Below are 12,527 nucleotides of genomic sequence, written 5' to 3'. Positions count from 1 at the left end.
CCCGTGCGGGCCCCGGCCCGCCGTGCCCACTCACCTATGCGGAGCGGCTGGACGCTCGTTCCCATTCCTGGTGCAGCATGGCCAGCATCGCGTCACTGTCGACCATGCCGTGCACACACTCGCGCCCGTCAACGACAAAGGACGGTACCGAAGTGACCTTGATGACGGCTGCCCGCGCCTCGTCCGCTCGTACCTGGTCGGCATAGGCGTCGCCCGCGAGCAGCTCGGTGACGTCGCTGTCCAACAGCCCGGCGTCCGACGCCAGCCCTCGCAGTACATCGTGGTCGGCGATGTTCAGGAGTTCGCTGTGGTACGCCCGCAGCACCCGTTCCTTCGTCGCGTCCACCAGTTCGCGGTCCTTGGCCAGGTGCAGTAGCCGGTGCGCGTCGAAGGAGTTGACCGGACGGTACTCGCTCGGCCGCAGGACGATGCCCTCCTCCTCGCCGAGCCCACCGATCCACTGGAAGATGCTGCCGAGTTCTTCGTCGGAGTGCCCGTCGCGCCGCATCGTCTCCGTAAGAGAATCCCCCGGAACAGACGGCTGGCGGGGACGCAGCTCGAACGACCGCCACACGGTGTGCACCTGGTCCGCCGCAGGAAATCGTGCCAGCGCCCTTTCCCAGCGCTTCTTTCCGAGATAGCACCACGGGCAGACGACATCGGACCATATCTCCACGGTCAGCATGGAACAGTATTCCTTCCCCTGGGGCGGAACGGCGAGCACGTTCCGATACGGCGGACAACATGCTGATTGTGCAGGCTCACCCACTCTCCAGGTCAAGCGAATCGCGAGCCGGTGCCAGACCGTGGACGCGAATTCGAGTGTGCTTCGAAGTGTGTTGTCGAAGATGGGAGTGCGTACCAGGCGCGGGGCGGAGAAACCTGCCCCGGGCTTGGACGTGACTGAAGCGCCTATTCCTCATCGGGCCGAAACCTCCGTGCAGGAGCAGTAAGGCCCCTCATCAAGGAGATATACGTTGCGTACACAGCGCACTCTGCCGCGTGTCCTAGCCGTCACGGCCCTCGCCGCCGGCACGGCCCTCGCCGTTCCGTCGTCTGCGACCGCGACGACCGGTTCCTCGACCGTGCCGTACCTGTGTCCCGTTGAGTACGAGGGCCAGACCCACGTTCTCGAGTACAGCCGCACCTTCGACGTGGACGCTCCGGCTCACGTGAGGGCGCGCAAGCCCTTCACCGTTTCCTTCGACCCCGAGCCGATCAACCCGCGTACGGAGTTCAACACCAAGGTCTGGGACGTCAAGTTCGTCTACGACCTCCCGGAGGGGGCGAGGGTTCTCGGTTACAACCTGGTCGGCGGCTCCAACCTGGGAGACTCCGAGCAGACGGTGACCTTCACCCCCGGCCGTGTCACGGTCTTCGCGACCGGCCCCTTCAAGGCCGGGGTTGACGCCGACGTGCCCACCCTCGATGTCCGGCTGAAGGCTCCGTCCAGTGGCACGCTGACCACCTCTGTCGGCGGTACCAGCGCCGCAGACCCGGGCTTCCACTGGCAGGCCCAGGACCCGACCACCCTTGAACACGGCGAGCTGCCCTGCTACCCGGACCCGGCCAATCCGGTCACCCTCTCCACGACCGTCGTCAACTGACGCGGAAGGCGAGGTAACCGGCTTGCGGTGCGCCGGGTTCGCCGGGACCCGGCGCACCGCAAGCCCCGCCCACGGTGCCGTGCGGCGGGCCGCGTAGGCGACCGACCCCATGCGCCAGAGGAGAACAGCCACATGACCAAGATCGCACTGATGTCGGGAAGTCTGCGGCGGAAGTCCGTCAACTCCGCCGCCATCGCCACGGTTCAACGGCTCATCGAACGACGGGGTCTGGGGCAGGGCACCTTCGTCGTGCCTCTGAGCGCTTTTCCCCTGTTCGACGAAGATATGGGGGGAAAGGGACGCCCGTCACCACTGCTGTCGGTCATGGACGAGTTACGGGCTGCCGACGCCCTCATCATCAGCAGCCCCGCCTACAACGGCTACCCCCCGGGCATACTCAAGAACGCCCTCGACTGGCTCTCGTGGGGGGAACCCGGCGGGGTGTTGACGGAGCTTCCCGTGGCAGTTCTCAGCGCCTCCCCCGGACGCGAGGGAGGTGCGAACGTACAGCCCCACCTGTGTCAGATTCTCGCCAACTGCGGTGCGACCGTGATCCCACACGAGCCCGTCGCTCTCGGCAACGCAACCCGACTGCGCACTGCAGACGGACACTTCACTGACCCAGGGGCCGTCGCGCGTCTTGAGGGCCTGGTGGAGGCGACTCTCGCCGCCACCAGACGGGTCCCGCAGCGGCTGTAGCTCGGTGGCGTGCCTTCACAGTGCGACGGAACGGGGTTTTCCTGTCAGGGCTTTGGTGCCGGTTCAAGGTGGCGTCGATGTTGACCTCGCTCATGTCGTTGACGATCACCGCGACCCGCAGTCCCTCGCGGTTCTGCGGTACGTGGTTGAGCGGTGTGGTCTTTGCCCGCGCCGAGCCGGAGAGCACGGTCACGGGCTAGGCGGTCGGCTGCCATGTCCTCAGTCCTCCGGGCGCAGCAGGCCGCGCTGGTAGGCCTTCGCGAGTCGCTGCGGCACCCGGTAGACGGAACCGTCGACGGTGACGGGGACGAGCTGAGTGGTGGTGGCCTTCCACTGGGCGCGGCGGTGGCGGGTGTTGCTGCGGGACATCTTGCGCTTGGGCACGGCCATGGCTGTCCTCCGGGGACGAGACGGATGGGGCGGACGAGAGCCAGACGCTACATGAAAATGGATTCCATTACGAAATGCGCATGCCCGCTCCGGGGCCGGCGTGCAGGGGGTGTTGAGGGGGCGCGCTCAGGGTGCGACGTGCAGGCGGAGGGTGAGGCCGGCGTCGGTGGCGCGGATCTCGACGAGGTCGCACAGGTGGTGGATCATCCACAGCCCCCGGCCTCCGTTGGCCGAGGTGATCGACGGACGACGGCGCCCGGCCAGGGGGTTGCGCAGGCGTCCGTTGTCACGGATCTCGGCTACGGCGGTGCCGGCCTCGGTGGTCCACAGGCGCAGGGTGCCGCTGCCGCCGCCGTGGGCGATGGAGTTGGCGGTGGCCTCGCTGATGGCGAGCACGAGGTCGTTGCAGCGGGCGCGATCGAGGCGGGTGCCCGTCAGCCACTGCTCGATGTGCTCCCGGACCAGACCGAGTTGGCCCTTGACGTAGGCCAGCGGGCGGGCGTCGGCGGGTTCGGGCAGCGGCTCGTCGCAGTCCGCGCAGACGACCGCCGGGTCGACGTAGGCGGGGCTGGGCGACTGCCGGCCGTCCTCGATGAGGGTGGGGTGGGTGCGCCGGGCGTCGCTGACGACCGCTTCGGGCAGGGCGGCGACGTCGTAGGGGCACAGGATGGTCGCCTCGCGGCCCGAGAAGGCCGTGTTGATCAGGGCTTCGTGCCGGGTGGCTTCGAGGATCTCGGCGTGTGAGCGGGTCGGCCAGATCGGCTCGCCCACGATGCGGGCGGGGCGCCCCTCGTGCTGGTCGGCGAAGCCCTGGAGGGCGGAGAGGATCCTGCCGGGGTTGACGCCCAGTTGCGTCATGTCCGTGAAGTCGACGCCGCTGCCGGTGTCGCCGAGGCTGTCGCGTACCGCGTCGAGGTGGGCGCCGGGGACGGCGACGAACACCGGCTCCTCGGCCTCCAGCGCCTTGCGTACGAAACCGCCGACCCCCGCCACGTAGGCGTCCATGGTGCGGTAGAACAACGCGGGGTGCGCGAAGGACGTGGATTCCCCGGTCGGCGCCGAGGTGTCGGTTGCCGTCCTGCCGTTCCCCACTCGGTGCCCTCCTCCACGATCAGGGCGGTGTCCGCCCGGCGGTGTCCGCGTCGTTCACCCGCTTGCCCGCGCGTGCGCGTTCCAGCGGCGGCTCCGGTGGCCGCCTCTCCTCCTGTCCCCGGCCGCTCTCGCGGGTGAGGGCGACGCCTCGACCCCTGAGCGGCGGACCGTCGGTGTCACGGCTGACTGCGACCCTCAAGCACGGTCCTCGACGAGCGCTGGTGCGGGCACCGACTGGAGAGGTTACAAGCCACGGGTGCGCGGTCGGCGACCGGTCAAACCCCTTTTGTTCGGTATGCGGCATATTGCGCCATAACGATTCCATGCCGTCCTGCGAGAAGACGCCCTCCCGGCCGCCTTCGGCGTTCGGGACGTCGCTACCGCCGGCCCGGGTCACCTGGCGGTGTTCGGGGTCGGGATAGCGGGCCGGACCGTGCTTCCCGCGGCCCCGGACGACGCCACGGGCGGTGCGACGGGGAAGCGGACGGCGAGCAGCGCCCGGTCGTCGGGGAACTCGGCACCGGGCTGGTGGTCCAGGAACCGCCGGCACAGGTTCTCGACGGGGAGTCCGGTGCTTCGGCGGGCGAGGTCGGTGAGCCGGCGCAGTCCGACGTCCAGGCTCTCCCCGCGGCGTTCGATGAGACCGTCGGTGTAGAGCAGCAGGGTGTCCCCGCCGTCGACGACGGTTTCGGCCTCGCGGTACCGCATGCCAGGCATCGGGCCCAGCGGCGGTGCCAGCGCCTCCTCCAGGAAGCGGCTGCGGCCGTCCGCGCTGATCAGCAGGGGCGGCGGGTGGCCGGCCTTGGCGTAGCGCAGGACCCGGGTGTGCCGGTTGTAGACGAGGTAGCAGGCGGTGGCCATCAGCCCCGCGTGGTAGGTGCCGAGGAACTCGTTGAGTTCCCGCAGGACCGTGCCGGGACGCAGTCCGCAGCGGAGCGCGATGCTGCGCAGCGCGGCGCTGATCCGGGCCATGGCGGCTGCTTCGGGCAGGCCGTGCCCGGCGACGTCGCCGATGGTGAGGCCGACGTGGTCGGCGTCGAGGTTGTGGACGTCGTACCAGTCGCCGCCGACCTCGACCATGTCGACGCCGGGTGCGTAGCTGTCCGCGATCTCCAGGCCGTCGACGGCCGGCAGGTGCGGAAGCAGGCTGCGCTGGAGGCGTTCGGCGAGCCGGTGCTCGTGCTCGTGCAGGCCCGCCCGCCGCACGGCCTGGGCGATCTGCTGCACGATGGCCGTGAGGTGTTCCGGTTCGATCGGGTCACCGGTGTCGGGCTGGATGACGAGGCTGCCGAGGACCACGCCGCCTGCTTCGAGCGGGGCGGTCACCGGCGCAGGCGCAGGCTCGGCCCGGGTGGAACGGGGCAGCGAGGGCCGGACGGAGCGGACCGCGGTACTCAAGAGGCCCGTGAACTCGGCGGCCTCCTCGGCGGCACCCCCCGGGTGGGCGCCCCTCGCGGAGGCGCTCCGCACGGAGGCGGCCTCCGCCGGGGTGGCCCTTCTCAGGGCGGTCTCCGCGGGGTCGCCTCCGGTGAGGGCCTCGGGGGTGTCGTGGTCGGTGGCCCAGATGTCGCCGGAGAGGGCGCGCAGATTGTCGTTCGGATGCAGGGCGGGCACCAACCGCTCCCAGCGCAGGCGGAGTTGCACCCCTGTGGCGTTCAGTGCGGCGGGCGCGGTCTCGCGGACGGCCTGGGCGACCTCCGGCAGCGTGGCCGCCGCGGCCAGGGCGGCCGTCAGCTGGTACATGCGTTGCAGCCGGGCCCGCGTCGCCTTCTCGGTGTCGAGGAGGCGCTCCCGTTCCGCCTCGACGGAACTCCGGAAGGCGATCTCCCGGTTCAGCGCCTCGACCTGCTGGCTCAGCGCGACGAACTGGTCGGTCTGGTCCAGCCGGGTCAGATGCAGCTGCGCCGCCGGGTTCGGGCCGTCCCACCAGGTCGCCCGCGCCCCGTGGCAGCGGAACCGGTGGCTGCGGCCCTCGGCGTCCCGGACGGCGAGGACGCCGGGCAGCAGGCTTCCGCTGCGCAACCAGTTGCCGAGGTGGGTCCGGAGCCTGGTCGGGTCCTCGACGCCCAGGTCGAACAGGTCCGCTCCTGTCCGCAGCCCGGTGACCGCCCGGGCGGCGGCGGGGTTGGCGGCGAGCACGTGTCCCGTCCCGTCGCACAGCAGCACCGGGTGGGGCAGCAGTCTGGTGACGGCCTGAAACAGGCCCAGGCTCATTCCGCCACCGGCCCCGGGTGCGGTGGCTCGTGGGCCGGCTGCAGTGCGGCGTCCCCGAAGTACTCCCGGCCCCGGCTCGCGTCCGCGTCCGCCCCGGGGGCGAGGTGCACGACCACACGGCAGCCGGCGTCACCGCGGGCGATCGTCTCCAGCAGCTCGACCCTGGCGTAGCCGAGGTTGCGGGCGGCGACGGTGCCGAACACGTTGGAGGTCATCATGCACATCGACTCGCGGCCGATGACCTTCTCCGCGAAGGGGCAGGCGTGGTTGCCGAGCACGATCTTCTCGTCATCCTGTTCGATGACGTGGAAGTCGCCCTGGATGCGTCGTTTGAGGTCGACGAGGACGTCCGCCACCTGGGCGGGGGTGAGCCGGTCGACGCCCAGCGCCTTGACGTAGGCCTCGTCGATCTGGGTGCCCACCGACTGGCCGACCAGGCTGATGTACCCGGAGGCCTCCTCCAGGCCCACCACCGACTCCAGCGAGCCGGCCAGTTCTCTCAGCAGCGTGCGCAGGAACACGTCGCGATCGAGGGCAACGTCCTTGTCCATCGCTCGGTTCATGCCCTGCTCCTGTCGCGTCCCGTCCCGGCCGTGCGGACGCACGACGGCAACAACTTAGAAGACCTGCTCGGTCCGGGGCAACGAAGCCCCCGCTTTCCCCGTCACGGGTGCGCACGCAGGTGCGGACGCGGCCAGCGGTACGGGTGTGGACGCCGGCGCGGCCCCGCGCTGTCCGGTTCCCGTCCCGTGCCGGCCCTCGGGGCGCGTGGACGGGCGGCCCGTGCCCTCAGGGACGGGACACACGGACCCGGTGGGTGCCGTCCGGGTCGGCCTCCAGTACGTCCACCCGGACGCCGGTGCCCGGATCGGTGTAGGAGTCCCCCGGGGCGTGCGGGGCGTCGCTGAGTTCGGCGTGCAGGTCGACGACGCCTCGGCCAACGCAGCCGCCGCTGGACGGACGGGCGTCGGCGACCCGGACCGGACCGGCTCCGCTGCGCACCCGGGTGGAGACCCGGGCGACGAGCACCCCCGGTCGGCACACCATGCGGTCGAGTGGGCCGCGCACCCGGACCTCCAGCGTCAGCACCCGGTCCCGTGCCACGGGTATCGCCACCAGTTTCACTCCTTCGGGTAGCGAGCCGGGGGATATGCGGTGTTCGCTCACGCCCGGCCGTGTCACGCAGTGCACCTGGTCGGCGGCGAACCAGCCCAGCTTCCACTTGTGCCAGGCCATGAAGTCGTTGGTGGGTCCCCAGTCCGACTCCATCACGTCCCAGTGGCCGGCCAGCCGGGGCGCCGGCCCCTCGCCGGACCAGTAGAGGTCGGGCAGGCCGAAGGCGTGGCCGTTCTCGTGCGGAAGGACCCGGAAGGCGCTCTCGCCGGGCTGGCGGCTCCAGACGAAGCTGACGTTGCGCACCGACGGCAGCAGCGTGTGGCCGGCGAACGTCACCGACAGCACGGTGTCCGTGGCGGGCGGTCCCGCGTCCGGGTTCACCAGCACGTTGACCAGGTCGTGGGCGGCGAAGTCCACCTCGGACGCCACCGCCGCGCGTATCTCGCGCAGCAACCGGTCGTAACCGCGGTTGCTGCCCGCGTGCCAGCGGGAGCCGCGGCTGATCCCGTACTCATCGAGCGGCCGGGACATCCGCAACCAGCGGTGCACCGGGCGGGGGCGGTAGTCGAGCCGGCCGTAGGAGCTGGCGGCCAGATATTCGGTGGTCTCCGGAAAGAACTCCGCGTAGCGTTCCCGCGTGCTGACGGTCGCCGGTGCGTCGGGGAAGTCCACGAACAGGGTGAGCGCCCGCACGGTGCCGTGGGCCCGCGCGTAACCACGGGGGGTGGGAAGCGCCTCCGACACGTCACCGGTGTATCCGCGCAGGGCGCACGCTCCGGACGGCGGGGAACCCGGCCGGACCCGCTCGGCGGCCTCCACCGGTACGACGCCGTGGGAGAACGCCAGCGCGCCTATCGCGGCCAGGACGGTGCTGCGCCGCGGTCGGCCCCTGGACTCCATGGGCCGATGCTCGCGGGCGCCGTCCCCGGTCGCCAGGCGGAGTGCGCCGGCCGGGTGCAGCACGGTGGGTGACGAACCGATGGCGAAAGGAAATGTGAGGCGGGTCACTCGGGGGTGGGAAATTAACGGGGATCCTGTCCCCGTTTAGCAGTCATGACAGTGAAGCGGGGGGTCTCTCCCCGCTTCGTCGCCAACCGCACCACGCCGGTCTCCCGCCCCGGGGCTCGGGACGCAGACCCGATGTCCGAGGCGGGGGCCAAGGTGGCGGTAGCGGTCGGACGACACATAGCGGCGCAGTCGGAGGAGTTGGTCATGGTGATGCGAGCGGACGCCACCCGGAACCGTGAGCGGATCACAGCCGCCGCCCGGGAGCTGCTCGTGGAGCAGGGCCCCGACGTGCCGCTGGACGAGGTCGCCCGCCGTGCGGGCGTCGGCAACGCCACCCTCTACCGGCACTTCACCGACCGCGACGCCCTGGTGCGCGGCGTCGTGCTCGCCGTCACCGAGAGCATCGCCGCCCGGGCCCGCGCGGCACTCGCGGAGGAGACCGACGCCTTCGAGGCGCTGCGGCGCTTCGTGTCCGGAGCGATGGCCGAACGCATCGGGGCGCTCTGCCCGATGCTCTCCCCCCGCTTCGACGCGCAGGCCCCCGAACTCCACGCCGCCCGAGACCGGTTGGAGGCACTGATCCAGCAACTGCTGGACCAGGCCAAGCAGTCCGGCCAGGTCCGTGCGGACGTCGCGGTGGGAGACCTCACCGTCGTCCTCAGCCAGCTGACCCGTCCGCTGCCCGGCAGCGGCTGCGCGCAGCTCGAACGCTTCACCGAACGCCACGTGCAGATCTTCCTCGACGGGCTGCGTGCCCCGGCGAGGTCCGAACTACCGGGCACCCCCGCGACGTTGGAGGCACTCCGGCAACCCGCATGACCTGTTCCGGCCCCACGCCCCACAGGCGGCGGGCCGCACGAGCCGGCCCCCTTCCAGCCCCCACCTGACTCCCGACCGGTCCAGAGCCGACCGGCCACTCCGTCCGACTTCTCGCAACTGCGCCCCGAGGTGGCCCCGCCATGTCCGAAACGGCATCCCGACCTGATCCCAAGCGCTGGACAGCGCTCGTCTTCATCGCCATAGCCCAGCTGATGGTCGTGCTCGACGCGACCATCGTGAACATCGCCCTCCCCTCCGCCCAGGCGGACCTGGGGATCACCGACGGCAACCGCCAGTGGGTCATCACCGCCTACGCGCTGGCCTTCGGCGGTCTGCTGCTGTTCGGCGGACGCATCGCGGACCTGTGGGGCCGGCGCCGGACCTTCATCACCGGCCTGGCCGGCTTCGCACTCGCCTCCGCACTCGGCGGTGCCGCCGTCAACCAGGGCATGCTGCTCGGCGCCCGAGGCCTCCAGGGCGCCTTCGGTGCGCTGCTCGCCCCCGCCGCGCTGTCCCTGCTGTCGGTCATGTTCACCGACGCCCGCGAGCGGGCGAAGGCGTTCGGCATCTACGGCGCGATCGCCGGCGGTGGCGGCGCCATCGGCCTCATCCTGGGCGGCGTGCTCACCGAGTACCTCGACTGGCGCTGGACGTTCTACGTCAACATCCCCTTCGCGCTGGTCGCCGCGGCCGGCGCCTACCTGGTGATCCGCGAGCCCGCCGGGACCCGCAACCGTTCCTCGCTCGACATCCCCGGCGTGCTGCTCTCGACCTTCGGACTGGTCACCCTGGTGTACGGCTTCACCCGCGCCGAGGAGCACGGCTGGTCCGAGGGCGTCACGGTGTCCATGTTCGTCGCCGCCGTCGTGCTGCTGGCCGCGTTCGTGCTGGTGGAGTCCCGCGCGCAGTCGCCGCTGCTGCCGCTGCGGGTGCTCGTCGACCGCAACCGCGGCGGCGTCTACCTCTCCCTCGGCCTCGCCGTCATCGCGATGTTCGGCCTGTTCCTCTTCCTCACCTACTACCTGCAGATCGTGCAGGACTTCTCGCCGGTGAAGACCGGCTTCGCGTTCCTGCCGATGATCGTCGGCATGGTCACCGGATCCACCCAGATCGGCGCCCGGCTGATGACCCGGGTGCGGCCCCGGCTGCTCATGGGCCCGGGCTTCCTGACGGCGTCCCTGGGCATGCTGCTGCTCACCCAGCTGGAGACGGACAGCTCCTACACGACGCTGATCCTGCCCGCGCAGCTGCTGCTGGGCCTGGGCATGGGCACCGCCTTCATGCCCGCCATGTCGCTCGCCACGCACGGGGTGCGCCCGCAGGACGCGGGGGTCGCCTCCGCCATGGTCAACACCTCGCAGCAGGTCGGCGGGGCCATCGGTACGGCCCTGCTGAACACCATCGCCGCCGGCGCCACCACCTCGTACCTGGCGGCCAACGCGGCCGGTGCGGCCACCGGGTCCGCGCAGCGGCTGGTGGTGCTGGAGTCGATGGTGCACGGCTACACGTCGGCGATCTGGTGGGCCGTCGGCATCCTCCTGGTCGCCGCGGCCCTGGCCGTGACGCTCGTCGACGCCCGCGTGCAGACCGACGCCGCCAAGCCGGGCCCGGACGACGGCTCGGCCGACGACGAACCGCAGCAGGTGCCGGTGCTGGCCCACTGACCGGCTGACACCTTCGGACGGGACGGAGGGTCAGGGGCGGGGGCCGAGCGCTGATGGCCGACGGTTGTGGGTCGTTGACTCTCGGTCCCCGGTTCCGGGAATCTCGGGGCGGTCCGGGGGCGTGTCAGGCGCCGGGGCCCGGTCGGTCGAGGGGCTTCTCGTAGCGGGCGACGTCCCAGTAGCGGCCGAACTTCCGTCCCACTTCCCGGTAGGTGCCGACGTGGCGGAAACCGAAACGGGTGTGCAGCCGTTCGGAGGCCGGGTTGGGCAGGGCGACGGACGCGTAGGCGCGGTGCACGTCCTCCTTCTCCAGCGCCGCGAACAGGGCGCCGTAGAGCAGCGTGCCGACACCGCGGCCGACGGCGTCCGGGGCGAGGTAGACGCTCACCTCCACGGACGTCGCGTAGGCGGCCCGGGCGTGCATCGGGCTGCTGGTGGCGTACCCGAGCACGGCACGGGTACCCGGACCACGCGCAACCAACAAGCGATGGGGGCCGTCTTCAGGGTGGGAGAGCAGCCAAGGACGTCGCTCTGCCGCGGTGAACACCCGGGTGTCGAATGTGACGGGCGTCTCGGAGACGTAGTGGTTGTAGATGCGGGTGAGGCTTCCGAGGTCCCCCTCGGTGCCCGCACTGACCTGGATGTCTCTGTGGTCCGCCACTGGTTGTCCCTTCGCCGCGGCCGGACAGGGTACTGCATGATCCGAAGAACGATGAGCAAGTTGGGAATTCTGTCCGGATTCCCGACGTTGATTCCTTCGGAAGCGGGAACCCGGATGTCGTAAGGGTTCTCTGGTCCGCCACCGACCAGTAACTGATCACTTGCAAGGGAGCACGCATGGCAACCCGTGCCGTCGCCCGTCGTCAGCCGGGCTCCAAGGGCGCCAAAGCTGGCGGGGCAAGCAGTGTGCGCGCCGGCGACATCGCCGACCGCGATCTGGTCGGCATGTACCTCGACGAGATCGCCCGTACCCCGCTGCTCGACGCCGCCAGAGAGGTGGAGCTGTCCCTCACGATCGAGGCCGGTGTCTACGCGCAGCGGATCCTCGAAGGGCGGGACACCCCGTCGGAGGACGCGCCGAGCGCCCACGCGACCGAAGAGGAACTGGCCGCGGTAGTCGCCGAGGGCGAGCGCGCGAAGGACGTCTTCATCCGGTCCAACCTCCGTCTCGTGGTGGCCGTCGCCCGCCGCTACCCGCGCAGCGGACTGCCTCTGCTGGACCTCATCCAGGAGGGCAACGCCGGCCTGGTGCGAGCAGTGGAGAAGTTCGACTACGCCAAGGGCTTCAAGTTCTCCACCTACGCGACGTGGTGGATCCGCCAGGCCATCACACGGTCCATCGCCGACCAGTCGCGCACCATCCGCCTGCCCGTCCACCTGGTGGAGGAGCTCGGCCGGATCCGGCGCGTGCAGCGGGAGTTCAACCGTGAGCACGGCCGGGACGCGGAGCCCGCGGAGCTGGCGGCCGAGCTGGACTCCACGCCGGAGCGGGTGGTCGACGTCCTGGACTGGGCGCGCGACCCGGTCAGCCTCAACATGTCCGTCGACGACGAGGGCGACACCCAGTTCGGTGACCTCCTGGAGGACACCTCGGCCATCTCGCCCGAGGAGTCGGTGCTGTCGCTGCTGCGCAGCGAGGAGCTGGAGAACCTCCTCGCACGGCTCGACCACCGCACGGCCTCGATCATCAAGGCCCGCTACGGGATAGAGGACGGTCGTGAGCGCACACTGACCGAGGTCGGCAGGCAGCACGGCCTCACCCGGGAACGCATCCGGCAGATCGAGAAGCACGCTTTGCTGGAGCTGAAGAAGATGGCGCACGACACCGGCTTCGACGCGGCGGCCTGATCCGCCGACCGACGCAGCCACCGCAGCACCGAGCCCCGGGGCCGGCGGACCGCACACCGCGGTCGCCGGC

Annotated in this window: 12 protein-coding genes and 1 pseudogene; 5 read left to right on the top strand and 8 right to left on the bottom strand. The window is 70.8% G+C overall.

Going from position 1 to position 12,527, the window contains the following annotated elements; translation table 11 throughout:
• Positions 1–34: 34 nt before the first annotated feature.
• Positions 35–685, bottom strand: a complete 651-nt coding sequence (locus tag ACYVE9_RS00345) for a DsbA family oxidoreductase (RefSeq protein ID WP_461025627.1) — start codon at positions 683–685, stop codon at positions 35–37.
• Between the two features lie 292 nt (positions 686–977).
• On the opposite strand from ACYVE9_RS00345, the gene ACYVE9_RS00340 reads away from it, so the two are divergent.
• Complete coding sequence (locus tag ACYVE9_RS00340) at positions 978–1,607, top strand: hypothetical protein (protein ID WP_461025626.1); 630 nt, start codon at positions 978–980, stop codon at positions 1,605–1,607.
• A 132-nt stretch (positions 1,608–1,739) separates the two neighbouring features.
• Positions 1,740–2,306, top strand: coding sequence for an NADPH-dependent FMN reductase (locus ACYVE9_RS00335; protein ID WP_461025625.1), 567 nt, complete (start codon positions 1,740–1,742; stop codon positions 2,304–2,306).
• A 58-nt stretch (positions 2,307–2,364) separates the two neighbouring features.
• Here the strand turns inward: ACYVE9_RS00335 and ACYVE9_RS00330 are convergent.
• The 6 genes and pseudogenes from ACYVE9_RS00330 to ACYVE9_RS00305 all read right to left on the bottom strand — a co-directional run.
• A pseudogene (locus ACYVE9_RS00330) lies at positions 2,365–2,499 on the bottom strand (GTP-binding protein); the annotation flags it as partial.
• Between the two features lie 26 nt (positions 2,500–2,525).
• Positions 2,526–2,696: a 50S ribosomal protein L32 gene (gene rpmF / locus ACYVE9_RS00325; RefSeq protein WP_461025624.1), complete on the bottom strand. Its 171-nt coding sequence runs from the start codon at positions 2,694–2,696 to the stop codon at positions 2,526–2,528.
• Between the two features lie 126 nt (positions 2,697–2,822).
• Complete coding sequence (locus ACYVE9_RS00320; protein ID WP_461025623.1) at positions 2,823–3,788, bottom strand: anti-sigma factor RsbA family regulatory protein; 966 nt, start codon at positions 3,786–3,788, stop codon at positions 2,823–2,825.
• 393 nt (positions 3,789–4,181) lie between these two features.
• Positions 4,182–6,002 (bottom strand): PP2C family protein-serine/threonine phosphatase, encoded by a 1,821-nt coding sequence (locus tag ACYVE9_RS00315; RefSeq protein WP_461025622.1) that lies wholly within the window; start codon positions 6,000–6,002, stop codon positions 4,182–4,184.
• Entirely contained in the window at positions 5,999–6,565 is a 567-nt protein-coding gene (locus ACYVE9_RS00310; protein WP_461025621.1) for a methanogen output domain 1-containing protein, read from the bottom strand. The genes ACYVE9_RS00315 and ACYVE9_RS00310 overlap by 4 nt, the downstream gene beginning before the upstream one ends.
• Before the next feature lie 226 nt (positions 6,566–6,791).
• Positions 6,792–8,018 carry a metallopeptidase domain-containing protein gene (locus tag ACYVE9_RS00305; protein ID WP_461025620.1) on the bottom strand — a complete coding sequence of 409 codons (1,227 nt, stop codon included), beginning with the start codon at positions 8,016–8,018 and terminating at the stop codon, positions 6,792–6,794.
• Between the two features lie 312 nt (positions 8,019–8,330).
• On the opposite strand from ACYVE9_RS00305, the gene ACYVE9_RS00300 reads away from it, so the two are divergent.
• Together ACYVE9_RS00300 and ACYVE9_RS00295 are read left to right on the top strand one after the other, a co-directional pair.
• Complete coding sequence (locus ACYVE9_RS00300) at positions 8,331–8,945, top strand: TetR/AcrR family transcriptional regulator (RefSeq protein ID WP_461025619.1); 615 nt, start codon at positions 8,331–8,333, stop codon at positions 8,943–8,945.
• Between the two features lie 140 nt (positions 8,946–9,085).
• Positions 9,086–10,609: an MFS transporter gene (locus ACYVE9_RS00295; protein ID WP_461025618.1), complete on the top strand. Its 1,524-nt coding sequence runs from the start codon at positions 9,086–9,088 to the stop codon at positions 10,607–10,609.
• A 124-nt stretch (positions 10,610–10,733) separates the two neighbouring features.
• Here ACYVE9_RS00295 and ACYVE9_RS00290 read toward each other — a convergent pair whose 3' ends face one another.
• Positions 10,734–11,270 carry a GNAT family N-acetyltransferase gene (locus ACYVE9_RS00290; protein ID WP_461025617.1) on the bottom strand — a complete coding sequence of 179 codons (537 nt, stop codon included), beginning with the start codon at positions 11,268–11,270 and terminating at the stop codon, positions 10,734–10,736.
• A gap of 176 nt (positions 11,271–11,446) precedes the next feature.
• On the opposite strand from ACYVE9_RS00290, the gene ACYVE9_RS00285 reads away from it, so the two are divergent.
• Positions 11,447–12,457, top strand: coding sequence for a sigma-70 family RNA polymerase sigma factor (locus ACYVE9_RS00285; protein ID WP_461025616.1), 1,011 nt, complete (start codon positions 11,447–11,449; stop codon positions 12,455–12,457).
• The last annotated feature ends 70 nt before the right edge of the window (positions 12,458–12,527 follow it).

This window comes from Streptomyces sparsus, assembly GCF_054776295.1.
The sequence above is the reverse complement of the archived record's forward strand: the minus strand, read 5'-3'. Positions and strand labels throughout refer to the sequence as shown.